The organism is Methylobacterium sp. J-043 (genome assembly GCF_022829505.1).
Taxonomy (GTDB): domain Bacteria; phylum Pseudomonadota; class Alphaproteobacteria; order Rhizobiales; family Beijerinckiaceae; genus Methylobacterium; species Methylobacterium extorquens_A.
The window spans coordinates 583,328-608,167 of sequence record NZ_JAKSYB010000063.1 but is presented as its reverse complement, the minus strand read 5'-3'; the positions used below and the strand labels follow the sequence as shown (position 1 = coordinate 608,167).

Below are 24,840 nucleotides of genomic sequence, written 5' to 3'. Positions count from 1 at the left end.
GTGAGGTCAGAGCCGCATCCGGCGGCAGGCGGCGGCGAGCCCCGCCGCCTCGGGCGGCAGCGGCCGGGGCGCACCCTCGCGGCCCGCATCACCGCGGTTCTCGAACCAGTCGGCGATCGTCAGGCGCAGCGCCTGAACCAGCGGCTCGGGGACAGGCGGCCCCTCGCCGCCGCAGCCGGTAGCGACCTCGACCAGAGCCGAGGCCGTGCCGAGCCGCGGCAGGTCCGGCCCGAACAGGAGGCAGGGCGCCTCCCAGGGATCGGGACCGACGCGGATCGGGCCCGGCTCGATCTCGGTGAGGGTGCCGCACCCATCGACGAGCCCGGCGCGGAGCACGGTGACGAGCGGGCTCAACGGCAGCGGCATCAGCCCCAGCCGGGGCCAAGCCGCCAGCACAAACCGGAAGCGGGCGGGCCGCAGCAGCCGGCGCGCAGTCGCCTCGACCGCCGCCCGCGCCGCCGGGATCAGGCGACCGATCAAGGCGTCGTCGGCAGTCTCATCGGAGGACAGCCGGAGATAGCCTCGCATCTCGGCCACGCTCACCGGCTCGACGCCGGTCTCCTCGACGCGTATCGGGGTCATACCAGCCTCTCCTGAAAGCATTTTTCGTCACCGATGCGCGCGCCGAACCCATCCGCCGCCCGTGCGGCGCGCCATGCTCTCCGGGCCTCAGCACTCGCGGTCTTGCTTGCCGCATCCCCGGCCCTGGCCATCGTCGGCGGCCGGGAGGGCGCGGCGGTGCCGGGCGCGGCCTCGGCGGTGATGGTGCTGACCTCCGGCGGTGGGGTCTGTTCAGGGATCGTCGTCGCGCCGGATGCGGTGCTCACCGCCGGCCATTGCGTGGCGGGCGTGGGCGAGAACCGCATCCATTACCGTGACGAAACAGGCCGCCCGGTGCTGGCCGAGACGGCCGCCCGTAGCCTGCATCCGGCCTATGACGGCGATGCCATCCGCGGGCGCACCCGCTCCATCGACCTCGCGCTGCTGCGCACCCGCGAGCCCCTGCCGGCGCGGTTCATGCCGGCCACGTTGAGCACCGCGATGCCGCGGGCGGGCCAGAACCTGACGCTCGCCGGCTACGGCGCCACGCGGGGCGGCGACCGACGCTCGATCGGCCGTTATCGCGGCGCAACGCTGGCCGTGGTCGAGCCCTACGGCCCAAGTCGCATCTTGGTTTGGCTGAAGGCGCCGGAGGCGGGCGGCTGCCAGGGCGATTCCGGCGGGCCGATCCTTGAGGGCGCGGCAGTGGTCGCGGTCGCCGCATGGGTGAAGGACGTCTGCGGCGGCCTGACCCAAGGCATCCTGCTCGGGCCGCAACGCGACTGGATCGACCGGACGCTGTCCGGCTGGGGTGCCTTCGCCCGCTGGTAACGTCCTTAACCGATCGTGATCCGCGCGCCGCAGCCGATCAGGAACCGGACCTTGGCCGCCGAATTGCCTTCAGATACGCTTCAACCGGCTCGGGATTCGTTCATGGAATCCGGCGCACCGCGCCCGGGCCCTGGGAGAACAGAAAAGATGGTCGCGAGCCCCCTTCGCGCGTGCCTGCTCGGTGCCTTGCTGGGTCTTGTCCCCCTCTCGGCGCACGCCGTGGTCGAGGGTCGCACCTCTCGCGATCCCGGCGGGCTTCGCGCCTCGGTGGTGCGCATCGAAAGCACGCAGGGCGAGATCTGCTCGGGCACCCTGATCGCGCAGGACATAGTGCTGACGGCGGCTCACTGCGTGATGCACAAGGCCGGCTACAACGTGGTCGTGGTCGATCCGAACTTCCGCCAGCGCCGCCTGCGGGCGGTCGCCGTCTCGATGCATCCCGAATTCGTCCCCGGCACGACGCCGGAGGAACAGCCCGGCATCGACCTCGCCCTGATCAAGCTGGAGCAACCGGTCGGCGCCGGCTTCCGCCCGCTCGATCCCCGCGGCGGTTCGATCACCACGGGCGACAACGTGGACATCGCCGGCTTCGGCGTGCTCGCCGAGAACCGCCGCAACACCGCGCGGACGCTGCGCACGGCGCATCTCGTCTCGATCGGCTCATTGCAAGTCGCCAACCGAGTCACGGTCGTGACGGACTCGCGGCGCATGGCCGAAACCGCCGGCGCCGGTGCATGCCTGGGCGATTCCGGCGGCCCGATCCTGCGCGGCGGCCAGATGGTCGGCGTGGTGAGCTGGTCGAGCGGCGCTATGCGCCAGGACCGGCGTGCCCGCACCGCCTGCGGCGGCTTCACCGCCGTCACCCCGACCGGCGAGCACGCGAGCTGGATCTCCTCGCGCACCGCCGAGATGGAAGCGATGACCGCCGACATGGCCGCGGCGCAGGCCGGGCGCACCGAATGGATGGCCCGGCCCGCCCGGCGGCGGATGTACTGAGAACGATCAGGCGGCGAACCGCAGCAGCTTGATCGCGGCGAAATCCTGTACGCCGCCGCCGACACGCTTGGTGGTGTAGAACAGCACGTAAGGCTTGGCGGAGTAGGGATCGCGCAGGGTTCTTAGCCCAACGCGGTCCACGACGAGGTAGCCGCGCTTGAAGTCGCCGAAGGCGATCGAATGGTTGCCGGCGGCGATGTCGGGCATCGCCTCGGCTTCGACCAGCGGAAAGCCCATCAGCGTCGCGGCCCGGTCGGCGGCGAGCGGCGGTTGCCAGAGGTAGTTGCCGTCCGCGTCCTTGAACTTGCGGATCGCGCTCTGCACCCGCCGGTTCATCACGAAGCTGGCGCCCTGGCGATAGCCGGCGCGGAGCGCGTAGATCAGATCGAACAGCACGTCGCTCGGGTTGCTCGCGGGGAAAGCGCCGGCCGCACCGGTCGCGACGAAGCCGAGCTTGCCCGAAGCCCAGTTGGCATTGGCCACGGTGTCGTAGCTGAGAAAGCCCTTCGGCCGGCCGACGCCGTTGCCGGTGACGAAGGCGACGCTCTCCTGTTCGGCGAACGCCGTCTCGACCTCCTCCGCGAGCCACGCATCGATATCGAGTACCGCGTCGTCGAGCAGCGTCTGGGTCGCCGCCGGCATGGCGTAGAGTTCCATTGCCGGGAAACTCAGCTCGGACAGGCTCGGCGCGTCGGTCTGCGGCCGAGGCGCGGTCTCGGCGACCCAGCCCGCGGCGGGACCGTTGACCGAGACGGCGCGCTTGTATTGCCCCCCGGAGACAGCCCGTACCGTGGCGATCGCGCGGATCGGCGAGATCTCAGCGAGCCGACGCAGCACCTCGCGCTCGATCGTCGGCGGCACGAGATAGCCGCCGTCGGGCCCGGACCCGGCGGAGAGTGCCTTCTCCTCCAGCCGCTTGAGGCCGGCGCTCTCGCCGGCCCGGACATAGAGGTCGAAGGCCGCCTTGTGCTCGGTGGTGGAGGCGTCGCGCGCCGGCTCCGCCCCGCCGAGCGGCGGCCGGGCACGGTCGAGGCTGATCCGGTCGAGGCGGTTCTTCGCCTGATCGAGAGCGGCGTCGATGCGGATGAGCTTCTCCTCCGTCACCACATCCGCAGTGAGCCGCGTCTCGATCTCGGAGAGGCGGACGTCGTTGGCCTCCTTGAACGCCTCGAAGGCGCGGGCGAACTCATCGAGCACCGCTTCCGCGCCGAAGGTCGCCGCCTTGTTCTCGGGCAGGCCGGTGGGGGCCTTGGTCTCGAAACGCATCTCGGTCATGGCATCCTCGTTGGTGAAGGAAGACGGAGGGCTCAGGCGCGCGCCGCGAGCGGCGGGGCCGCAAGGCGCAGGCGTGGCGGGACGAAGGGGCGGGGTGCTGCGGCACGGATCACCCGCGCGTCGGGCTGAAGCGGGAAGGTCACCAGCGACACCTCCCAGAGATCGACGGCGAGCAACCGACGTCCGCCGCGCTCAGGGGACGCTCGCACGACGCGAAAGCCGATGGAGAGGCCATCGAGGGCGCCCTCGCGCATCAGCGCGTCGATCTCGCGGGCGCGCTGAACTGCGAGGTTGAGCCGACCGGCGACGTGCAGGCCCCGTCCATCCTCCTTGAGGGAGAGCCAGGAGCCGATTGGCTCGGCCGGATCGTGCTGCCACAGCATCCGCACCCCGCGCGCGCCCCGCCGGGCGAGGCTCGTGGCAAACGCCCCCGGCGCGACGGTGTCGCGGCCGAGATCGGGCACGCCGAACAGGCTGGCGTAGCCGGTGAAATGGCCATCCATCGAAAGACCTCGAAAAGAGAGGTGAAGAACGGGCTTGCCCCGAATCCCGCCGGGGCCTTAGACCGAAGAGCCGGTGCCTTGCCCCGCGTCCTGCGCGGGGTAACCGACGGCCTCACGCTTCTCGTCCACCGACAGGAAGTCTGCGCCCTGCACGCGGCGCCAGAGCGACTCGCGCTCGGTCGCGAGAGCCTCGACCGCGTCGAGATCCGGCTCCAACCGCGCCGGGCCGAAGGCCGGTTCCAACCAGCGGGCGAGCGAATCGGCGGTGCGGCGCACCAGCGGGATCACCGTCTGGCGGTAGAAGGCGCGGTTGGCCTCGGCGTAGTTCGCGTGGGTGTTGTCTCCGGGAAGACCGAGCAGCAGCGGCGGGACGCCGAAGGCGAGCGCGATCTCGCGGGCAGCCGCCGCCTTCGCCTCGACGAAGTCCATCTCCTTCGGTGAGAGCGAGAGCGGACGCCAATCGAGCCCACCGTCGAGAAGGAGCGGACGGCCGGCATTGGCGCTGCCCTGATAGCTCGTCTCCAGCTCGGCCTTGAGCCGGGTGAACTGGGTGTCGCTCAACGCCGCACCGGTCGAGGGTGCGAAGACCAAGGCGCCGGAGGGGCGCGCCGCGTTGTCGAGCAGCGCCTTGTTCCAGGCGCCGGCCGCGTTGTGGATGTCGAGCGGCACCGCCGCCGCCTCCATCGGCGAGAGGCCGTAATGGTCGTCGAGCGGATTGAACAACGTCAGGTGCAGGATCGGCGGCACGGCGCCGGCCTGCTCGTAACGGATGCGCCGGCCGCCGACGGCGTACTCGTAAGCCGCGGGCCAGCCGTCGGCGCCGGCTACGACCTGCATCCTGTCCGGGCGCAGGGAGAACAGTTCTCGGGGCCGGCCATCGATCTCGACCGCCTCGATATACGCATTCCCGGATACCAAGAGATGTCCGTAGATCCCGTCGAGAAAGCGCATCCCGCCTTCGCGGGGGTTGGGCCGGGCGAGCAAATCGAGCAACGGATGCGCGTCCTCGGCGCCGGCCAGCGTCAGCGGCAGTGAGGCCGCGGCCTCGGCGACGAGCCGGACCGAGCGGTGGACGACGGCGTTGCGCTGGAATCCCTCGCGAGCCAAAGCCGCGTAATCTCGCGCCGTCCAGACCGCTCGGCCTTCGCCGTAGAGGGCAAATGCCGCGCTCGCCTTCGTGCTGGGGACGAATCCGGCCGCCTTGGCGAGCCGCGCGATGAATCCAGGCATGGCACGCCTCCCGCTTGCGATGTTTCACGTGAAATTAACCGGGACCTTCAGAGCCGGCGGATGCGCGGCTCGACCGACGGCACGAGCATCAGGTGGGTGAGCGCCCAAACCAGCGCATCGAGCCGATCCGGCGAGCCGCCGCCGGGCAGACCGCCGGGACCGAAGGCACACATCTCGTCCTCCAGTGCCGGAAGCGGGCCGACATGGCGGACGCGCCCCTGGGCGTAGAGTAACGAGACCGGCTCGGCCCGCAGCAGCTTGCCCCGCGTCGCCCGCACCGTCGCCACGGGCACGCTCGGGTCGGCTTCCGCCAACACCGCGACGACCATCTCGCCGCCCTGGTTGACCTCGGCCACCAGCACGTCGGCTGCCAAGCGGTGGTACAGGGCCAGCGCAGCCCGCGCCCACACCGCAGGTGCAGCCTGTTCCAGGGTCGCATCGGCCAGCACATAGGCGGTTCCATCGGCAGCAAACCCGGCCGCGACGATGCCGCAGGCATCGGCGCCAACACGGGAGGAGGCCGGCGGATCGACGGCGACGGCGATGCGCAGCAGCGGCGGCGCCTCGGAGACGCGCCCCCGCTCGATGGAATCACGGGTCCAGAGGGCGTCCGGCCGGTCCTCGATCAGTTCTCCGTCGAGTTCCTGCCGCCCAAGCCGGGTGCCGGCATAGCGGCCGACCACCTCCTCCAAAAAACTCGGCGCAAGGTTCTGTGCGTTGTCGGCGGTGCGCGAGCGCGTCACCACCGTGCGCGGGTCCGTGAGCAGCCGTCGGATCAACGGCATCGGACGCGGTGTCGTGGTGACGAGACCGCGCGGATGCGTTCCGAGCCGCAGGCCGAACTGAATCATGTCGTAGGTGGCCTCGGCGTCACGCCACTTGGCCACCTCGTCGGACCACACGGCGCCGAATTGCGGGCCGCGCAGGGAATCTGGCTCCTCGGCCGAGAAGGCCAGCGCCACCGCGCCGTTTTCGAACACCACCCGCCGCCGCGATGGCTGCCAGACCGGCGGCGCGCCGCCGAGACGCGGCAGGGCGAGAAGCCCAGACGGGCCTTCGATCATCACGTCGCGCACATCGGCGAAGGTCTCGCCAACAAGCGCGATCCGCTCCACCGGCTCCGGCGAGAAGACCGGATCGCCGAGGGCAAGGCCGCGCACCCATTCGGCGCCGGTCCGGGTCTTGCCGGAGCCGCGCCCGCCGATCACCGCCCAGGTTGTCCAGCTTCCCGCCGGCGGAAGCTGGTCGTGCCGCGCAATGTGAAGCCAATCGGCCTCAAGCAGGCGCAGATGGTCCGGTGAGAGACGGGTCAAGAACGCCGTCGTCCGGCTCCATCGCCGCGAATGCAGCATAGCGGCGCGCGATATCCGTGCGCATCGCCACGAGGTCGGAGGCGTGCAGGGGTGGTCGGCCGGCCGCACCATCCGTCCCTCCCTGCCGCGCGGCCCGGTCGGCCGCCTTCATGTCGTCGAGCATGTTCTTCAGGCCGCCGAGATCGCGCAGCACTTTCCCGGAATCGAACCCGGCGGGCGACACTTCGGCATCGAGCGCAGCATCGAAGCGTGCGATCTGTCGCTCGATATGCGCGCGCAACTGCGCCTGCAGCCGCCGGGCATTCGGCGCACGCTTGCGGGCTGTCTTGGGACTTGGCTTCGAAGGGACACCCGGCGTGGGTTCACCGTGTGGCTCGGAGGGTTCCGGCATCGCGGTGTCTCCATCCACACTTCTCGAGCGTGCCCTTTACCTACACGAGGAGCGTCGCGGTGTCAATCTATAAATTCCTATTTTTGACGCAATAGAGGAATTTGGTCCGAAACGGACGACCCTACGGTGTGCGACTGCCAGCATTCCGGACAGGGTCCGATATGAATTTTTCCATAGACCAGGAACGCCAACCGAGCCTCATCCGTAGATAAGCGAAGGAGTGCGCGTCACCGCCTCCATACTAAGGGAGACAGCACCATGCTCAAAGGTGGACTTCTCTGGCTGATTGGCATCCCGCTGCCGATCATTCTTCTGTTGTGGTTCTTCAACGTGTTCTAAAGCCGGGCCGCGCTGGCATCGAAGGCTCGAATCTTCGGAACCACACATCCCTCGATTGAAGGAACACGCTGCGGAGGTGTCCGCGTCAGAGCGTGACGCTCCGCGGCGTGTAGACGAAGGGCAGGCGCCCTTCCCGCTCGATCAACCGCGTCGTGGCTGCGCCGATGATGACCATGGTCGCCATGTCGGCCGGCGCGGTGCAGGCCTCGTCCAGCGTCAGCACCCGCAGCGCTTCGTCGGGCCGGGTCACGGCGCGGGCGAAGATTACCGGCGTCGTGGCAGGCAGGATTTCGGCGGCGAGCGCCAGCGCCCGGCCGAGTTGCCATGGCCGCGCCGACGAGATCGGATTGTAGAGGGCGACGCTGAGCCCTGCCCGCAACACCGCCTCCAGCCGGGCGGTCACGACCTCCCAGGGCTTGAGGTTGTCCGACAGCGAAATCGCGCAGAAATCGCCGCCGAGCGGTGCGCCGAGGCGGGCGGCGGCGGCGAGCATCGCGGTGATGCCGGGCTCAACCTGAATATCGAGATCGCGCCAATGCGCCGGTCCGTGCTCGACCGCCTCGAACACGGCGGCTGCCATGGCGAACACGCCGGGATCGCCGCCCGAGACCACGGCGACATGCCGGCCGGCCACGGCGAGTTCAAGAGCATGCCGGGCGCGGTCCACCTCGACCCGGTTGTCGCTGGCGTGACGGATCAGACCCTCGCGCTCCGGCACGCGGGCGACGTAGGGGATGTAGCCGATCAGGTCCTGCGCCCGGTCGAGGGCGTCGCGGGCCGATTCAGTGAGCAGGCGCGGATCACCCGGCCCGAGGCCGATGATCGTGACGCTCCCCTCACCCTTTTCCGGCGCGCTCACGGGCGGCGGCCCTCGCCGGGCACCAGCACCATCGAGAAGTAGGGCGCGACGTCGTCCGCCTTCTCGGCCAGCGGCACCACCCGCTCGCCGGCCATGGTGCCGCGCTCGACATAGACCGCGCGGGCGAGAAAGCCGGTCTCGGCCAGCACGCCGCGCACCTTCGGCAGGTGGCGGCCGAGCTTCATGATGACGGCGGCATCCGTGCCCTTCAGCCGCTCCACCAGGGCCTCGCGCGGCAGCGTCGCCGGCAGGATGGTGAGCACGTCGTCGCCCCAGGTGATCGGGGTGCCGGCCCGCGTCCAGCAGCCGGACATGCCGGTGACGCCGGGGATCACCTCGACGGGGAAGCGGTCCTTCAGCCGGCGCCACAGATGCATGAACGAGCCGTAGAAGAAGGGATCACCCTCCGACAGGATCGCCACGTCGCGGCCCGCGCCGAGATGGTCGGCGAGCCGTCCCGCCGCTTCGTCGTAGAAGCCGGCCAGGGCCGAGACGTATTCCGGGTGATCGGGGTGAAGCTCGGTCGTGTAGGGATAGGCCAGCGGAAATTCGCGGGTCGGATCACGCATCACCGCGTCGGCGATGGTGCGGGCGTTGCCGCGCTTGCCCCGCTTGCAGAAGTGGACGAGCACGGGGGCGTGCTCGAGCACCCGCATCGCCTTCACGGTGAGGAAATCGGGATCGCCCGGCCCCATGCCGACGCCGTAGAGCGTACCGGTTCTGGCCGCGGCGGGGGTCTCGCCCGCGCCCTCCGTGGTCTCGCCCGGCGCGTCGATGCGCACGCTCCCCTCCATCACTCGATCTCGTTCGCGAGGGCGTTGACGGCGGCCGCCGTCATTGCGCTGCCGCCGCGGCGGCCGTGGACCACGACGAAGGGCACGCGCCCGTCCCGCGCCAGCGCATCCTTGGATTCCGCCGCGCCGACGAAGCCGACGGGGATGCCGATCACCGCCGCCGGGGGTGCGACACCCTCGTCCAACAGTTCGAGCAGGCGGAACAGGGCGGTTGGCGCGTTGCCGACGGCAACGATGCTACCGGGCAGCTTTTCCCGCCACAGCTCCATCGCCGCGGCCGAGCGGGTGGTGGCCATCTCCGCCGCCAGCCCCGGCACGCGCGGATCGCCGAGCGTGCAGACCACCTCGTTCTTCGCCGGCAGCCGGGTGCGGGTCACGCCGTCGGCGACCATGCGCACGTCGCACAGGATCGGCGCGCCGGCCTTCAAAGCCGCCTCGCCGGCCGCGGCGAAATCGTCCGACATCTCCACGTCGCGCGGCAGGTCGGTCATGCCGCAGGCATGGATCATCCGCACCACCACGCGCTCGGCCGCGCCGGACCAGCGGACGAGGTCGGATTCGGCGCGGATCATCGCGAAGGAGCGCGCGTAGATCGCGCCGCCGTCGCGGATGTAGTCGTGGCGGGCACTCATCTCACGTCGTCCTGAAACACGGGGTCCAGCGCCGGAAGCCCGGCGTCTGCGGCCTTCCTTATCCGGTCCAGCGCCGCCTCGAAAGCGAGACGCGTTGCCGGCTCGGCAGAGGGGGGCCCGGCGAGCACCACGTCGTAGGCGCCGTCGCGGCCCACCAGGGTGAGGTCGGCGGGGCCGGGATGGGCGCAGCCCTTGGCGCAGCCCGAGACATGAGCGGTGAGCCCGGCCAGCGGTGCCAGCGCCTGCGCCAGCCGGGCGGCGTGGTCGGGCACCGGCGTCGTGCCGGAGCGACAGGCCGGAGCGCCGGGGCAGGCGGCGACCCTGCGGCGCGGATCGTCCGGCGTCACGATGAAGCCGGCCCGCGCCAATTCGGCCTGGAGGGCGGCGGGGCGGGGCGTGACGAGGGCGAGGCCGCGCTCGGCGCTCAGTCGCACGTCCTCCGCTCCCGCAAGCGCGGCGACCCGCTCCAGCCGGTCGGCGGTGCAGCGGCCGAACGGCGCCTGGACGAGAAGTGCTGCTCTGTCCGCGCTCAAGGCGGCGAGCCCCGGCGCGGCAGGCGCAGGAGCCGGTGCGAGCGGCGTCAGTTCGAACGGGAAGAAGCCGGCTGCCGCGGCGATCACGGCCCGCTCGTGGGCGTCGAGGTCGCGTATCCGGCGTCCACCGATCTCGGCAAAGGCGGCGAGCGCAAGGCCGATGGCGCCCGCCGCCCGGCGCTCGGGCAGCACGCCGCAGCGCAGGGGACCGTCTTCGGTCGCGAGGCCGAAGGCCACTTGCCCCGGCCCTTCGGCAAACAGAAAGAAGTCCGCCTCGACCGTACCGAGGCCGTGGGCGCCGCCGCCGTCGATCGCCACCAGCGTCTTAGGAGGCAGACCCGGCGCCCCGAGCCCCGCCGCCTCCACCGCGCGGGCGAGCGCTGGCACGTCGATCCGTTCCGTGGGATCGAGGCCGGCGAGCGGCGCCGTCAGCGTCAGACGCTGCGGGCCGCCATCGTCACGGGTATCGCCGAGGCCGGCTTGCGCCAGGGCGCAGGCGAGCCCTGGCGCGCTCGCCTCGCTGACGCCGCGGATCTGGAGGTTGCCGCGGGCCGTCACGTCGATATGGCCGTTGCCGTGAGCACGCGCGCCCTCCGCCACCGCGCGCAACTGCGTCGGCGTCAGGCGCCCGAGCGGCGGGTGGATGCGGGCGAGCAATCCGTCGCCGGTCGGCATCGGCCGGGCGAGCGAGGGGCACCAGCCGCGGCGGGCGCCCTCCGGCAGCATGCGGCGCGCGCTCATTCGGCGGCCATCATTTCGTCGGCAGGCGCCGCGTTGCGCCGGCTCTGCCACAGGCCGCGGGCGCGCAAGTCGTCGAAGCGCTCGAGGATGGCGCGGGTCGCCTCCGCGTTGGCCGCCTTCAGGGCGTCGAACGTCTCCGGATCGGCGATCCAGGCGCCGTAGAGCCGGTCGAGGTCGGCGCTCGACACCGCATCGGTCGCGGCGGCGAGCACGAACACCGCGTCGATCCCTTGCGCGAACTCCTGCGCGCCGCGGTAGCCGTGGCGGAGCTGCGCCGCGATCCAGCGCGGGTGGCCGAGCCGGCCGCGGATCAGCCGGGCGATGTCCTCGCGGGCGGTGCGGGTGTGCGGCGCCTCCGGATTCGAGACATCGAGGCTGTAGAGCGCGGGCGCCCGCCCCTCCCCGGACGCGGCGGCAAAGAACCCGCCCATGGCGTCCGCCGCCGCGTCGCCATCGAGCAGGTCGCGCTCGGCGACATCGAAGGCGTGGACATACGCGTCCGCCGCCGCGACGCGGGCGGCGAAATCCGAGTCCGGCGCCTCCGCATCACCGTAGGCGTGGGTGGTGGCGGCAAGATAGGCGGCGCCGAGGTCGGTCCGCCCCTCCCAGGCACCGTCGAGGGCGGTCTCGGCCGTGCCCGCCCCGTAGCGGCCGGGGGCCGCGCCGTAGATGCGGGCGGCGGACTCACCCCGGCGGTGGGCGGCGGCGAGTGGGTTCTCCTCATCCTCCTCCTCGCGGGCGGCGACGGCGCGGGCGGCGCGGTCGAGCAGCGCCAGGGTCTCGGGAAAGGTATCGCGGAACGCGCCGGAGACGCGGCAGGTCACGTCGATGCGCGGCCGGTCGAGAAGGGCCAGCGGCAGCACCTCGAAGCCGGTGACGCGGGTCGAGGCGTGGTCCCAGACCGGGCGCACGCCCATCAGGGCGAGGGCATGCGCCACATCCTCGCCGCCGGTGCGGAGCGTCGGCGAGGCCCAGAGATCCATGACGATGCGGGCCGGGTACTCGCCCTCGTCCTGAAGGTAGCGCCGCACCACGGCGTCGGCCGCCTTGGCGCCGAGCATCGTCGCGGCGCGGGTCGGCAGGGCGCGCGGGTCGAGGGTCGTCAGGTTGCGGCCGGTCGGCATCACGTCGAGGCGCCCGCGCGAGGGCGAGCCGGCGGGGCCTGGCGCGACGAAGCGGCCGTCCAGCGCCGTGACCAGCGCGGCGCGCTCCGCCTCGGCACTGGCGCGAACCGGCTCGGAGGCGTCGGCGGGGGCGCGGCCGAACACGTGCAGGCCATCGCGGAACGGGGTCTCGCCGAGGTCGCACAGATGCGCATCGAGCGCGGTGAGGGCGTCCGCCATCGGCGTGTCGCCATCAACGCCCGCGCCTTCGAGCAGGCCCGCGGAGGCCGCCTCGTCGAGGATCGCCGTGGCGATCAGCCCGGCCCGGCGCGGATCGAGCACGCTCGCGGCGGAATACTCTTCGACGAGTTCGCGCAGCGCCGCGGCCTCGGGCGTCAGGCCGGCGGCGTCGATCGTGGGGGTGAGGTGCCCGAGGGCGATGCCGCCGAGCCGGCGCTTCAGCGGCGCGGCCTCGCCGGGATCGTCGACGATGAAGGGATAGACCACCGGCAGCGCCCCGACGGCGAGCGCCGGCCAGCATGTGCCTGAGAGCGCCACCGCCTTGCCGGGCAGCCACTCGGTGGTGCCGTGGGTGCCGAGATGGATCAGCGCGTCGAAGTTTTTGCGCAGGCCCAGGTAGAACGCGAGGTAGGCGTGGGTCGGCGGTTCGTCGGGGTCGTGGTAGCCGGCCTTGCGGTCGGTGCTCCGGCCGCGGTTGGGTTGGAGGAAGAGAGTCAGTTCTCCGCGCTCGGCTTCACGCGCATCCCCTCTCCCCGCACGCGGGGAGAGGGCTTCGGCGACCCCGTCGTCGCCGAAGCGAGGCGGCAGCCGAGGATGAGGGGGCGGCTCAGAAGGAGGCTCTCCTGTAATCGCCCCCTCACCCCCGCTACCGCTCGTCGCGCCGACGACGAGGTCGTCGCGACCCTCTCCCCGCGTGCGGGAAGAGGGGGTGCCGGTTGCGGCAGCACGCACCATCCGGAACCGGAAGGCCCCGTCGCGGCAGACCGGATCGTCCTCCGGCGCGCCCCAGCGCTCGGTGAGTTCCGCCCGGCGCTCATTCGGCAAGCCTTCGAACCACGCTGCGTAATCGGCGAGCGGTACGGCGAAACCCGGCTCATCGGCGGTGAGCGCGTCCATCAGCGCGCCCGCCCCCGGCAATTCGCCCGCGGCAAAGCCCGCTGCGGCGAGGTCGGCGGCGATGGCGCGGGCGCTGTCCGGCGTGTCGAGGCCGACCGCGTAGCCGGCGCGACCCCCGCGGGCGGGGTAATCGGACAGCACCATCGCCAGCCGGCGCTGGTCGCGCGGCGTGCGACGCAGGCGGATCCAGGCAGCGGCGCGCTCGGCAAGCGCGGCGATGCCGGCGGGATCGGGCACCGCACGGCGCTCCGAAAAGCCCTCGACCGCCTCCGCTTCCTCCTTGAACGAGATCGGGAAGCCCGAGAGCCGTCCGTCGAATTCCGGCAACGCCACCTGCATGGCGAGGTCGGAGGCGTTCATGCCGCGGCCCGAGGCCGCCCAGGCCGAGCGCGGGGCGCCGATCGTGTAGGCCTGGAGCACGGGGCAATCGGCAGCGTCGAGCACGAAGCCGGCATCGTCGCGGGCCGAGAAGGCGGTGGCCGCGAGCACGATGTCGGGCCGGCGCAGGGCCAGGGCCGCGCGAAGGACGGCGACGGCCTCCGGGTCCTTCAGGCTCGACACGGCGAGCGTGACGCTGCCGATGCCGCGCTCGGTCAGCGCGGCGGCGAGCCCCACGGCCGGCGCCGTCTCGCCGGAGAGGATCGCCGAGCGATAGACCAGCAGCAGCGCCAGGGGCCCCGGCCCGGCGGCTTGCATCGCCGTCTCGAGGGAGAGCGGCCCGCAGCCGGGGCACCACGCGAAGCCGCGCGGCAGCGCCTGCGGCGGTGCGGCCTCGAAGGCGGCGCCAGCCTCCGCCGCGAGGGTGCGCAGCAGGTTCTTCAGGTTCTCCGGGCCGCCCGCACGAAAATAGGCGTCGAGGCGGATGCAGGTCTCCGGCGGCAGCGTCGAGAAGGCGTCGAGGCGCGGGTCCGGCCGGTCGTCGCCGGGCAAAACGGCGAGTTTGACACCCTGCGCCCGTGCCGCCGCCGCAACGCGCTCAATGCCGTAGCGCCAATAGTCGAGCCCGCCGAGGCAGCGGATGACGCAGACCGTCGCGCGGGCGATCACCGCATCGACGTAGAGATCGACCGACATCGGGTGGCGCAGTTGCGCCATCTTGGCGAGCCGCAGCGACGGCAGGCCGGGCTCGGCTGCGTGTGCACGGGCGACGGCCGCGAGGTCCGTATCGGTAAATGACAAAAAGACGATCTCGCCGGGGCTCTGGCCGAGATCGACCGCCGCCTCGCCCTCGTCGAGGGAGACCGTATCGAGGCGGATCAGGTGCATGGCGCGGGCGCCCTCACGGCTCCAACGGGACGCGAGCCGGATGGGCCCGCTTGCGCCGGATGCGCCAGACCAGCCGGAGGAGCAAGGCGGCAAAAAGGACAACCGGCAGCCAGGGCAGGCTGGCGACGGTGAAGCGGAGGGCAGAGGCCGCGCTCTCGCCGAGGATCGGGCCGCTGCGGGCCCAGACCTCCTGCACCGGAGCGAAGGCGCCGGCCCGCGCCCGGCTGGTGCGGAAGTCCACCGTGACGATCTCGGTGTCCACGCGCTCGTCGAGCCCGCGGCGCGTCCCTTCCGACTCCTCGATCTGGCTCTGGACCTGCGCCAGCTCGCCCGCGATCTTGATCAGATCCTCGGCCCGGTTGTCCGGCTTCTCGGCGAGCGCGGTCAGGCGGGTGCGGTAGTCGTTGAGCTGGGTCAGCCGCCGGCCGGTATCGGCAATCGAGGCCGTCAGATCCTCGGCGCGGGTCGCCTGCTCGATCAGCACGACGTCGCCCGCCGCCTCGCCCGGCAGCGGACCGGTGACGAAGGCGACGTAGGCGGCGACCGCGGCGTGCGGCAGCCGCACCTCGATCTGCGCCTGCGGCGGGCTCGCGCCGTTGCCGTCCCGGATCGAGGAATTCAGCAGCGTGCAGGTCGCGGTCTCGCCGAGGCAGCGGTCGCGGGCGGCGGCGAAGTGCGGGGCCACCCGGTCCGGCCCGAGGCCGACGGTGAGGTCGTGGCGATAGGCGAGCTTGGCCGCGCTTCCCTCACGCGCGGCGGAGACGAAGGGCGCGGGCGCAGGGGCCTGGGCCATCCGCATCTCCGCGTCTGCCTCGCGCCGGCTGTCGGAGCAGCCGGCGAGAAGGGCGAGGACGGGGACCGCGAGCCAAAGCCCGCGCGGCAGCCGGCCTGCGGCCGCGCCCCGGCTCATCCGCGCAGGGCGGCGGCGACCGCAGCCTGATCGAAGCCTTTGAGGCCGATGACGACGAGGCGTCCGTCGCGCGGCTCCGAACCCTTCCACGGGCGGTCGTAATGAGAGGCGACGCGCCGGCCGACGCCCTGCACCACGAGGCGCATCGGCTTGCCCTTCACCTCGGCAAAGCCCTTGATCCGCAACACGCCCTCGGTCTCGGCGGCCTTCTCCACGCGGGCGGAGAGATCTTCCGGGCTGCCGGCGATGCCGACCGGGATCGCGACCGATTCGAAATCGTCGTGGTCGTGATCCTCGCCCTCGCCGTGATGCGAGGGGCGGGCGTCGAGGTCGTCTTCCGCCCCCGCACCGATGCCGAGCAGGACCCGCGGGTCGAGCCGGCCGTGCTCGGTCGCGACGATCTCGACGGCGCGCGGCAGATGCGCCTCGATCTCGGCTCGGACCTTCTGGCGTCCGGCCTCGTCGAGCAGGTCGGCCTTGTTGAGCACCACGAGGTCGGCGCAGAGGATCTGGTCCTCGAACACCTCCTCCAGCGGGTTGTCGTGATCGACCGATTGGTCGGCCGCGCGCTGGTTGGCGAGCGCCTCGGGGTCCTCGGCGAACATCCCCGCGGCGACCGCCGGGCCGTCCACCACCGCGACCACGCCGTCCACGGTGACCCGCGAGCGGATCGCCGGCCACTGGAACGCCTGAACCAGGGGCTTGGGCAGGGCGAGGCCGGAGGTCTCGATCAGGATATGCTCCGGCGGCTCGGGCCGGTCGAGAAGCTTGGTCAGCGCCGGCACGAAGTCGTCGGCGACCGTGCAGCAGATGCAGCCGTTGGGCAGCTCCACCACCGAATCCTCGTTGCAGCCCTCGATGCCGCAGGCGGCGAGGAACGAGCCGTCGAAGCCGAGATCGCCGAACTCGTTGACGATGATCGCGAGCCGGCGCCCGCGGGCGTTCTCGACGGTGTGGCGCACGAGCGTCGTCTTGCCGGCCCCGAGGAAGCCGGTGACGATGGTGCAGGGAATCTTTTCGACGAGGCTCATGATGGGGTCTCCCCTCGGGCCGCCTTGAGCGGCGGGATGCGGGCCACGACGCCCTTGCGAAACGCCTCCGGCCGCTCGCGCCAGGGCACGACGCCGTCGGGGGTTTCGAGGTAGCGGCGCAGACCCGCCAGGATGGTGTGGGCGGCGGTATCGGGGTCTTCGAGCGCGTCGAAGTCGCCGTAGACGTAGGTCCAGCGGTTCGGTGAGGCGACCGCCACGGTGCAGGGCCGCTTACAGACCGAGAGGCACTCGGCCCCCTCGATCGTCAGGCCCGGCACGGGCGCGCGCCCGGCCTCCGCATGCAAGGCGGCCAGCAGCCTGGCCCCGGCGCGCGGCTCGGAGGCATCGCCCGCCGCGCGGCAGGTGGTGCAGACCGACAGGATGGCGGTGTCCGAATCAGGCATTCGCGCGGGCACCCGCCTCGCGGCCGAACAGGCCCCAGGCCCAGCCATAGGCCAGCCCGATCACCGCCCAGAACACGAAGCCGATGGCGAGCGAGCGCGCGGCGAACTGCGCGGCCGTGGCCGGCGGCACCTGCGAGGAGACCGTGTCGATCGATTGCGGCGCGCCCGCGAGATGCGGGGCGACGATGAGGACGAGGCCGCCCAGGATCGTCAGCGGCACCCGCCGCACGGCGATCAGGTAGAGGCCGAGCCCGGTCGCCACCACCGTCATCAGCCACCACGCCTGGCGCAGCACGAGCGGTGCGGCGCCCATGCCCGGCAGTTCCGGCGGCAGGCCGATGGCGGGGGCCAGCGCCACCGCGAGGAAGCCGGCGATGCCGACGACGAGGCCGCCCTGCGGGGTCGGCTCGCGGCGAAGCGCTAGCATCACCGCCGCGAGCAGCAGCGCGTAGCCGACGCCGCCGACCAGCGTCGCGAGACCGGTGAAGGCCATGCGCTGAAGGCCCGGTGCGGGCTGCCACTCGTCGGCCTTGCCGTGGTCGTGCCCGCCTTCGCCATGACTGTGCTGGGACGGCGCGTGGGCCGGTATGATCAAGGCCGCGAAGGGGGCGTCGGTTGTCGGTGTGAGGGCGGCATGCGCCCCCTCGCCCTCATAAGTCTCCGCCTGAAGGATCAGCGGGGAGGTCAGCGCGAGCTGAAGGCCCGTCGCGACGACGGACGCGAGGAAGCCGGCGACGAGCGCCGCCGACAGCAATCGAGTGATCATGGAAGGGCTTGAAGCCGCTGGAGCGCGGATCAGTGGCAGGGGAAGTTCTGCGCGTGGCGGAAATCGTGCGCCGCGTTGTGCAGCACGGTCGCCGGAGCGAAGCCTGCCACGAAGACGAGACCGAGGCCGAGGAAGGCGGCGACGAGAAGCGCGCGGGCGCCCTCGGCGGAGCGGGTGGTGGCCTGGGTCTGAAGGGTCGCAGTCGTCATCGGGTCACGGGCTCCGGCCGCCCCACCGGCGGCGTTCGAGAACAAAACTTCGCGGGACGGCAGGTCTCCTGGCTCGCGGCTGGTGTCGTGCCTGCCGCCTTCCCGGATCACCCGGTGGCTCGTGGCAGGAACTCGCCGCTTACAGTTGCGGGGGCAGCCGCGGAATCGAGGCTCTTGGAGAAACCTCTCACCGCATTCCCTTTTCACCCCGTTGCCGGGGCACCGTCACGGGCCGCTTGTAACGCGGAGCGGCCAGCCTTGCAAAGCGCCATTGCGTGAACGGACGCCCCCGGTGCAAACCGGCGGTCATGACGGAGGCTGCACCCGACCGGATGACCCTGGTGCTCGGCGGCGCGCGCTCGGGCAAGAGCGCCTATGCCGAGCGGCTGATCGAGGCCTGTCCGGCTCCCTGGCTCTACATCGCCACGGCGCAGGCCTGGGACGAGGAGATGCGCGTCCGCATCCATGAGCACCGGGCGCGGCGCTCGGGCTCCTGGCAGACCCTCGACGTGCCGACGGCCCTGCCGGAGGCGATGGCCGCCGCGACCGGGCCGGTACTGGTCGATTGCCTGACGCTCTGGCTCACCAACCTGCTGCTGGCCGAGGCCGATCTCGAAGCGGCCACCGACGCCCTGGCACGGGCCTGCGCGGCGGCGGCGGGCCCGCTGGTGCTCGTAGCCAACGAAGTCGGCCTCGGCATCGTGCCGGACAACGCGCTCGCCCGCCGCTTCCGCGATGCGGCCGGGCGGCTGCACCAGCGGTTGGCGCGCGACGCCGACCGGGTCGTGCTCACCGTCGCCGGCCTGCCGCTGACGGTCAAACCCTCACGCGAGAATCCTTGATGACCGAAGACGATACCCGCCACCGCGAAAAGATGGCCAAGCGCAAGGCGGTGCAGGACGCCGAGGTCGCCTCGAAGAAGATCGAGAAGGGCCTGCTCATCGTCCATACCGGCCCCGGCAAGGGCAAGACGACCGCCGCGCTCGGCCTCGTGCTGCGCATGCTCGGGCGCGGACACCGGGTCGGCGTGGTGCAGTTCATCAAGGGCGCCTGGGACACGGGCGAGGCCCGCGCGCTGAAAAACTTCGGCGATCAAATCGCGTGGCACGCGCTGGGCGAGGGCTTCACCTGGGAGACGCAGGACAAGGCCCGCGACATCGCCGCCTGCGCCAACGCCTGGGACACGGCCAAGACGCTGATGGCGGATTCCAGCATCCGCCTGCTCGTCCTCGACGAACTGAACATCGCCCTGCGCTACGACTACCTCGACCTCGAGGCGGTGCTCGCGGATCTGGCCGCCCGGCGCCCCGACCTCCACGTCGTGGTCACCGGCCGCAACGCCAAGCCGGCGCTCATCGAGGCCGCCGACCTCGTCACCGAGATGGGCAGCGTGAAGCACCATTTTTCCGCAGGCGTGAAGGCGCAGGAGGGGATCGAGTTTTGAGTTCGCGCGTCGTCGCGCGATTCTGGATTCCAAACCCAATCTGATTGACGCGGCAAAGGGCTGCTCAGGGCGGAAAGCAGATGTTGATGCCATGACTGCGAGCGGACACGTCGCATTCATTGCATCGGAAGCGCACGAAACCAACATCGGTCAATTGACCCGGCCGACGGCGTCCGCCTCATGGATCCATGACGCAAGTTTCTAAGCCGTGGATCGGCCGCGAATGTGGGATGTCCGCCTACATCCGTGACCATGACTGGAGCGCGACGCCGCTCGGCCCGGTCGGGCGGTGGACGGAGCGTTTCAAGCTCATGGTCGAGCAAGTGCTTGCCAGCCCGCTCATATCGGGCCTCACCTGCGGACCCGAGCGCATCCTCGTCTATAACGAGGCGGCCGCGCGGCTGTTCGGTGACCGACACCCCGGCGCACTCGGCCGCCCCATGTCCGAAGCGTTCCCCGACACGTGGCCGGTCGTCGCTCCCCTCTACGAGCGTGTGTTCCTGGGGGAGAGCGTGCATGTGCCGGCTCAACCGTTCGACCTGGGCGGGAGCGAGGTGTTCGACACCTACCTGACGCCCATGCGGGACGAAGCCGGCGCGGTGATTGCGGCACACATGGTCGGCTTCGAGATCGGCGGCCGGTTGCGCACCGAGGCGGCGTTGCGGGTGAGCGAGGAGCGGCTCGCGCGCGCATTGGAGGCGGGCGATGTCGGCGTGTGGGAGATCGACCTCGCCACGCTGGACGCTTGGCGCTCACCGCAGCACGACCGCATCTTCGGGTACGAAGCACTCCTGCCCACATGGACCTACGACACGTTCCTCAATCATATTACGCCGGAGGATCGGGACTCAGTCGACGCCTGCTTCCGAGACGCCATCGCCGCGGGCGGGCAGTGGAACTTCGAGTGTCGGATCCGGCGCGCGGACGGCAAACTCCGGTGGATTGGGGCGCAGGGTCGGATCGATGCCGGCGCGGGACGACACCTCCGGCGCATGAAGGGGACGGTGCGCGACATCACGGAGCGCAAGAGTTCCGAGGCGGCTCTGCGCGAAAGCGAGGAACGGTTCCGCGGGCTCGTCGAGGGCTTCGGCCAGTTCAGCTGGGAGGCGCACCCAGACGGGTCCATCGTCGCCGACAGCCCAGGCTGGCGCGCCTTCACCGGCCAGCGGCTGGACAAGTGGCAAGGCTCCGGCTGGCTGGATGCGATCCATGTCGATGACCGGGCGGCGACCGAACAGAAGTGGCGCGCGGCGGTCGCCGCGGGGAGCGCGGTCGATGCCGAGTATCGCTTGTGGCACGCGTCCAGCGCGTCGTGGCGGTGGTCGAACGTTCGCGTCGTGCCGATCACGCGCCCCGACGGCACAATCCGTAAATGGGCGGGAGTCAACATCGACGTCAACGATCGGTGCATGCTGCAGGCACGCCTGGAGGTCCTGGTCAACGAGTTGCAGCACAGGGCGCGCAACCTGCTGGGTGTCGTCGCCGCTATCGCCGACAGGACGGTCAAGCGCGGCGGGTCGGTCGAAGCGTTCGAGGAACGGCTCCAGGCGCTCAGCCGGGCACAGGGCCTGCTCAGTCGAAGCGGCAGCGATACCGTCGAGGTCGGTGCGCTGGTGCGGGCGGAACTCGCTGCACACGTGGACGAGTCATCGGACCGGATTGAGGTCGGCGGGCCGCCGGTGCTCCTGACCGCGCGGCAGGTGCAGAACTTCGCGCTGGCCCTACACGAGATGGCCACCAACGCCGTCAAATACGGCGCACTGAGAAACGATACCGGCCGTCTCGCCGTCACTTGGGATGTCACGCGGGATCAGCGCGGACGGCCTCGGTTGGTTTTAAGCTGGATCGAGACCGGTATCCGCGTCGATCCGGGGCAGACCACGCGTCGCGGCTATGGCACCGAGTTGATCCAGCAGGCCCTGCCCTACGCGCTCCAGGCGAGCGTCGGTTATACGCTGGGCGAGAATGGCGTACGCTGCCAGATCGACATGCCGATCACTTGCCCTGTGTAAGCGACAACACCCTTACGAGGATGGAGGATCGCGGCTCGAGCGCTTCCAGAGCCTGCAATGCCCGACCTTGCCCAGCCCCTTGCCGGCCGCTTCATTCTGGTGGTCGAGGACGAGTATCTGATCGCCATGCACCTGAAGCGCTGGCTTGAGGAAGCCGGTGCGACCGTGATCGGACCTGTGCCGAGCGTGGATCGGGCGCTGGACCTGATCGAGGATGTCACCCTCGATGCGGCGGTGCTGGACGTGAATCTCGGCGACGGGGATACGGTGTACCCGGTGGCCGAGACGCTGACGGGCATCGCTGTGCCGTACCTATTCGCCACGGGGCAAACGGAGCGGTCTCATGCGAACAACCGTTGGGAGCAGCCATCTCTGGCGAAGCCCTTCTCGAAGGACGAGTTACTGCGCACACTGACCGGGCTGATGACATCCCCACGACAATCCTCCTGAGGCGCTCTGCGTCGTGTGCCCGGGGGGATGTGGTCCATGATCGGATGAGGTCTTGATGGACTGCTGTGGGTCGAAAGCGGCGACCTCTCATGGCCAAGCGAATTGAGTTCGAACTCGGGAACTTGCCATGGACGTCCGCCCGATCCGCACGGACGCCGACCTGACCGAGGCCTTGCAGGAAATCGACCGGCTCTGGGGCGCCCCTTTGGCAACGCCGGAGAGCGATCCCGTGGAAACCCTCCACTTCGCCATCGGCGAGATGGGGCACTCGGTGGAAACTGCCGATCGACGCCCTGGCGAGACCGTATCGCTTCGAGCGGGACGCGGCCCGAGCCGCGCCCCTCATCCGCAAAAACTCAGTACTCGACGATGTCTTCCAGCGCGTAGTGCTTGACCGTCTTGCGGTTGGCGATCAGCTCATCGATCGTCGGCTCGCCCTTCATGGCGCGGGCGATGGCGAGCTTCGTCGCCTCGTAGTTGGTGCGGTAGAGATCCTTGCGATCGAGGTTCTCGTCCTTGCCGCAGCGCTCGTCGAGCCAGATCGTGATGATCATGCACAATTCGTCGAGGCCGTCCTTCGGCAGGATGCCCTCAATTACGCAATCGACGATCGCGTCACCCGTGGCCGCCTGAACCACGCCGCCGAGAAGCTCGGCATACTCGGCGGTGTGGATCGTGACCTTGGTGGTCATGATCGTGGAGGGGCGCACGAGCTGGTTGAGGTCGCGCACCACGAACATGCGGGTATGGCCCTGCACCTGCCCCAGCATGCTCGCGAAGCCGTGGCCCACGGGGCCGCGGGTGGAGCCGATCAGCACCTCCGGCATCGCGTCGGTGAACTGCCCTTCGGCCGCGAGCACGGTCGCCTCGCCGGTGCGGAACCAGATCTCGGACATGTCGGTCATCCCTTGGGTTGTCGTACGGCGTCGCGCCCGGCGGGCGTTCGGCGCGCAGACATCATCCCCGGCCCGCCGCGTCAATCGTCTTCGCCGGGGCCTGTCCGAGCCGCGCCCCTGGTCTGGGCCGGAGAAAGCCTCCATGTGGGGTTCGGCAAGGATCGGAAGGATCGATTCGATGAGCGAGCCCGGGAAGGGCAGTGGGTCAGGCAGCGAGCGTGGCTGGAGCCTGTCCGCCAGGGCGGAGGGCGAGATCGTGCGCCTGGAACTGGGCCTGCCCGATCTCGGCGGACGCCCCGTCACCGCGATCCTCAGCCTCGACCGGACGGAGGCGCGGGCCTTCGCCCGGGCGCTGCTCGCCGCGGCGGGCGACGCGACCGAGCGGACCTTCGTCGGCCCTCAGGAACCCTGACCGAGCGCCCGTTCAGCGCTGGTTGCGCCGTCCGGGCAGCCGCGGAACCGCCGTGCCGCGCGGCTCCACCGGGGCGTCGCAGGCATAGGCGAACTCGGTTTGCAGATCGCTGAACACGGTCTCGCCGGTGATCTTGCAATCCTCGCGCACGGTCTCGTCGAGATAGGTGCGCGCCGCCGTGCGGAAGCGTGCGGCCCGTGTCTCGGCGGGGGGACGCCCGTCGCCGATCCGGCCCACATCGCAGCCGGTCACCTCGCGCAGGGCGTTCGAGACCACCAGAACCCGGCGGCGCTGGCGGTTGTCGTAGACCTCGTAGGGCTCGTTGCAGCCGATCGTGACGACCTGCGGCACCTGGGTGACGTAGGTCTGCGAGATGTAGCCGAAGCCGGTGCAGCCCGAGACGGCGAGGCTGCCGCCCAGCACGAGCGGAAGCGCAAGCCACCGAACCGTCGTCGCCATCTGCCGCCTCATACGGTGCCATCTCTCCCGCGACCGGCAGGAATGGACGCATTGAAACGGTCCAGCTTGCCCGGTCAAGCCGGCCGCGTTCCGGATCGCTCCGACGAGGCCTCTCGGTACGGGTTCGTGACGGCTTGCTGCGGAACGGACCGGCGGGGCCGCCGCGTTGCCCGCCGACAGCGGGCGGCGGGACAGGAAGAGGGACGGCAGGGCATGGTGGAGATCCGGCACGACACGGTGACGGCGAACGGCGTGCAGTTGCACATCGCCCGGGCGGGAACCGGCAGCCCCCTGCTGCTGCTGCACGGCTGGCCGGAATTCTGGCTGACCTGGGAGCCGGTGATGGCCCGGCTCGCCGACCGCTTCAGCCTGATCGCACCGGACCTGCGCGGCTTCGGTGCCAGCGAGAAGCCCGATCCTGGCCCCTCGGACAAGGCCGGACCGGAGGTCCACGCCGCCGACATCGTCGGCCTTCTCGATGCTCTGGGGCTCGCACGTGCGGGAGTCGTCGGGCACGATGTCGGCGCCTATGTCGGGCAGGCCCTCGGGCGGTCGCATCCGGACCGGCTTACCGGGCTGTTCTTCTTCGATTGCCCCTATCCCGGCATCGGCCCGCGGCTGGCCCGACCGGAGATGCTGGCCGAGATCTGGTACCAATCCTTCCATCTCAAGCCGTTCGCGGCGGATGTGGTCGGCGCCAGCCGCGAGAGCTGCCGCGCCTATATCGGCCATTTCCTGCGCCACTGGGCCGGCGGGAATCCGGTTGCCTTCGACGCGGTGCTCGACGCCTTCACCGACAACTTCCTGGCGCCCGGCAACCTTCAGGGTGGTTTCAACTGGTATCTGAGCCAGCAGGCGGGCCGGCTCGCCATGCTGCGGGGCGAGACCCCGGCCCTGCCGCCGATCGATGTGCCGACCTGTATCCGCTGGGGCACGCAGGACCCGCTCTTCCCCTACGCCTGGACCGACCGGCTCGGCGAGACCTTCTCCGATCTCGACCTCGCCCCGTTCGAGGGCGCAGGACATTTCCCGCACCGGGAACGGCCCGAGGCAGCCGCGGAAGCGATCGCGGGATTCTTCACGCGGCTGGAGGCTTGAGCGCAACGCGCCCAGGTTTCGAAGAAGCGATGCCCGTCAGCGATGCCCGTCGCCGCGTTCTCGGCCTACCGGGCGCGAGCAGAGCCGGGAATTCCGGGGCCGCCGCTGCACGAGCAAAACGCGCGGTGTATTCCAAAGATTGCCGCGAGAAGGACAACAATGATCGAAACCGGGAGAGGTCCCCGGTCAACCGATCATTCACAAATGTCATTGCTTAGTTGTTCCAACGCCACGTGGCGACAATTCCAAAAAAAGCTGGGGGGCCG

General features: G+C 70.8%; 26 protein-coding genes and 1 riboswitch. Of the genes, 8 read left to right on the top strand and 18 right to left on the bottom strand.

What is annotated here, in order from left to right; translation table 11 throughout:
• Positions 1-6 precede the first annotated feature (6 nt).
• Entirely contained in the window at positions 7-582 is a 576-nt protein-coding gene (locus MKK50_RS20840) for a head-tail connector protein (RefSeq protein ID WP_499025029.1), read from the bottom strand.
• A 33-nt stretch (positions 583-615) separates the two neighbouring features.
• Between MKK50_RS20840 and MKK50_RS20835 the strand changes: the two genes are divergently transcribed.
• Entirely contained in the window at positions 616-1,371 is a 756-nt protein-coding gene (locus MKK50_RS20835) for a trypsin-like serine protease (RefSeq protein WP_499025026.1), read from the top strand.
• A gap of 147 nt (positions 1,372-1,518) precedes the next feature.
• On the top strand, positions 1,519-2,367 hold the full coding sequence (locus MKK50_RS20830; RefSeq protein ID WP_253373619.1) for a S1 family peptidase: 849 nt from the start codon (positions 1,519-1,521) through the stop codon (positions 2,365-2,367).
• A 6-nt stretch (positions 2,368-2,373) separates the two neighbouring features.
• Here the strand turns inward: MKK50_RS20830 and MKK50_RS20825 are convergent, their stop codons facing one another.
• The 15 genes from MKK50_RS20825 to MKK50_RS20755 all read right to left on the bottom strand — a co-directional run bounded on the left by MKK50_RS20825 (position 2,374) and on the right by MKK50_RS20755 (position 17,803).
• Complete coding sequence (locus tag MKK50_RS20825) at positions 2,374-3,642, bottom strand: phage major capsid protein (protein ID WP_499025024.1); 1,269 nt, start codon at positions 3,640-3,642, stop codon at positions 2,374-2,376.
• Between the two features lie 32 nt (positions 3,643-3,674).
• Positions 3,675-4,145, bottom strand: a complete 471-nt coding sequence (locus MKK50_RS20820; protein ID WP_253373617.1) for an HK97 family phage prohead protease — start codon at positions 4,143-4,145, stop codon at positions 3,675-3,677.
• 57 nt (positions 4,146-4,202) lie between these two features.
• Positions 4,203-5,375: a phage portal protein gene (locus MKK50_RS20815; RefSeq protein WP_499025022.1), complete on the bottom strand. Its 1,173-nt coding sequence runs from the start codon at positions 5,373-5,375 to the stop codon at positions 4,203-4,205.
• Between the two features lie 47 nt (positions 5,376-5,422).
• On the bottom strand, positions 5,423-6,688 hold the full coding sequence (locus tag MKK50_RS20810) for a DNA-packaging protein (protein ID WP_499025021.1): 1,266 nt from the start codon (positions 6,686-6,688) through the stop codon (positions 5,423-5,425).
• Positions 6,651-7,079: a hypothetical protein gene (locus tag MKK50_RS20805; protein WP_499025019.1), complete on the bottom strand. Its 429-nt coding sequence runs from the start codon at positions 7,077-7,079 to the stop codon at positions 6,651-6,653. Before MKK50_RS20805 ends, MKK50_RS20810 begins: the two co-directional genes overlap by 38 nt.
• Before the next feature lie 424 nt (positions 7,080-7,503).
• Positions 7,504-8,277 (bottom strand): precorrin-3B C(17)-methyltransferase, encoded by a 774-nt coding sequence (gene cobJ, locus MKK50_RS20800; protein WP_499025018.1) that lies wholly within the window; start codon positions 8,275-8,277, stop codon positions 7,504-7,506.
• Complete coding sequence (locus MKK50_RS20795) at positions 8,274-9,071, bottom strand: precorrin-2 C(20)-methyltransferase (protein ID WP_499025017.1); 798 nt, start codon at positions 9,069-9,071, stop codon at positions 8,274-8,276. The genes cobJ and MKK50_RS20795 overlap by 4 nt, the downstream gene beginning before the upstream one ends.
• Entirely contained in the window at positions 9,071-9,703 is a 633-nt protein-coding gene (locus MKK50_RS20790) for a precorrin-8X methylmutase (protein ID WP_499025014.1), read from the bottom strand. The genes MKK50_RS20795 and MKK50_RS20790 overlap by 1 nt, the downstream gene beginning before the upstream one ends.
• Positions 9,700-10,977 (bottom strand): precorrin-3B synthase, encoded by a 1,278-nt coding sequence (cobG, locus tag MKK50_RS20785; protein WP_499025012.1) that lies wholly within the window; start codon positions 10,975-10,977, stop codon positions 9,700-9,702. Before cobG ends, MKK50_RS20790 begins: the two co-directional genes overlap by 4 nt.
• Entirely contained in the window at positions 10,974-14,483 is a 3,510-nt protein-coding gene (cobN, locus tag MKK50_RS20780) for a cobaltochelatase subunit CobN (RefSeq protein WP_499025010.1), read from the bottom strand. Before cobN ends, cobG begins: the two co-directional genes overlap by 4 nt.
• Positions 14,484-14,496: 13 nt before the next feature.
• A complete protein-coding gene (locus MKK50_RS20775; RefSeq protein WP_499025009.1) occupies positions 14,497-15,393 on the bottom strand; it encodes a DUF4349 domain-containing protein in 897 nt (298 codons plus the stop codon).
• A complete protein-coding gene (cobW, locus tag MKK50_RS20770; protein ID WP_499025008.1) occupies positions 15,390-16,424 on the bottom strand; it encodes a cobalamin biosynthesis protein CobW in 1,035 nt (344 codons plus the stop codon). Before cobW ends, MKK50_RS20775 begins: the two co-directional genes overlap by 4 nt.
• Positions 16,421-16,828: a DUF1636 family protein gene (locus MKK50_RS20765; protein WP_499025007.1), complete on the bottom strand. Its 408-nt coding sequence runs from the start codon at positions 16,826-16,828 to the stop codon at positions 16,421-16,423. Before MKK50_RS20765 ends, cobW begins: the two co-directional genes overlap by 4 nt.
• Complete coding sequence (locus MKK50_RS20760; protein WP_499025006.1) at positions 16,821-17,594, bottom strand: CbtA family protein; 774 nt, start codon at positions 17,592-17,594, stop codon at positions 16,821-16,823. The genes MKK50_RS20765 and MKK50_RS20760 overlap by 8 nt, the downstream gene beginning before the upstream one ends.
• Positions 17,595-17,623: 29 nt before the next feature.
• A complete protein-coding gene (locus MKK50_RS20755) occupies positions 17,624-17,803 on the bottom strand; it encodes a CbtB domain-containing protein (RefSeq protein WP_253373604.1) in 180 nt (59 codons plus the stop codon).
• Positions 17,804-17,844: 41 nt separating this feature from the next.
• A riboswitch (cobalamin riboswitch) is annotated at positions 17,845-18,045 on the bottom strand.
• Between the two features lie 66 nt (positions 18,046-18,111).
• On the opposite strand from MKK50_RS20755, the gene cobU reads away from it, so the two are divergent.
• The 4 genes from cobU to MKK50_RS20735 all read left to right on the top strand — a co-directional run bounded on the left by cobU (position 18,112) and on the right by MKK50_RS20735 (position 21,709).
• A complete protein-coding gene (gene cobU, locus MKK50_RS20750; RefSeq protein ID WP_499025004.1) occupies positions 18,112-18,645 on the top strand; it encodes a bifunctional adenosylcobinamide kinase/adenosylcobinamide-phosphate guanylyltransferase in 534 nt (177 codons plus the stop codon).
• Positions 18,645-19,247 (top strand): cob(I)yrinic acid a,c-diamide adenosyltransferase, encoded by a 603-nt coding sequence (cobO, locus tag MKK50_RS20745; protein WP_253373602.1) that lies wholly within the window; start codon positions 18,645-18,647, stop codon positions 19,245-19,247. Before cobU ends, cobO begins: the two co-directional genes overlap by 1 nt.
• Before the next feature lie 230 nt (positions 19,248-19,477).
• Positions 19,478-21,259, top strand: a complete 1,782-nt coding sequence (locus MKK50_RS20740; protein WP_499025002.1) for a PAS domain-containing HWE histidine kinase family protein — start codon at positions 19,478-19,480, stop codon at positions 21,257-21,259.
• A 57-nt stretch (positions 21,260-21,316) separates the two neighbouring features.
• Positions 21,317-21,709: a response regulator gene (locus MKK50_RS20735; protein ID WP_253373600.1), complete on the top strand. Its 393-nt coding sequence runs from the start codon at positions 21,317-21,319 to the stop codon at positions 21,707-21,709.
• Positions 21,710-22,065: 356 nt separating this feature from the next.
• On the opposite strand, the gene fae is transcribed toward MKK50_RS20735, so the two are convergent.
• On the bottom strand, positions 22,066-22,605 hold the full coding sequence (fae, locus tag MKK50_RS20730) for a formaldehyde-activating enzyme (protein ID WP_253374111.1): 540 nt from the start codon (positions 22,603-22,605) through the stop codon (positions 22,066-22,068).
• A 178-nt stretch (positions 22,606-22,783) separates the two neighbouring features.
• On the opposite strand from fae, the gene MKK50_RS20725 reads away from it, so the two are divergent.
• Positions 22,784-23,017, top strand: coding sequence for a hypothetical protein (locus MKK50_RS20725; RefSeq protein WP_499025000.1), 234 nt, complete (start codon positions 22,784-22,786; stop codon positions 23,015-23,017).
• A gap of 12 nt (positions 23,018-23,029) precedes the next feature.
• Here MKK50_RS20725 and MKK50_RS20720 read toward each other — a convergent pair whose 3' ends face one another.
• On the bottom strand, positions 23,030-23,476 hold the full coding sequence (locus MKK50_RS20720) for a hypothetical protein (protein ID WP_499024999.1): 447 nt from the start codon (positions 23,474-23,476) through the stop codon (positions 23,030-23,032).
• Positions 23,477-23,689: 213 nt separating this feature from the next.
• Here MKK50_RS20720 and MKK50_RS20715 point away from each other — a divergent pair, with 213 nt between their 5' ends.
• Positions 23,690-24,574: an alpha/beta fold hydrolase gene (locus MKK50_RS20715; protein WP_499024998.1), complete on the top strand. Its 885-nt coding sequence runs from the start codon at positions 23,690-23,692 to the stop codon at positions 24,572-24,574.
• Positions 24,575-24,840 lie beyond the last annotated feature (266 nt).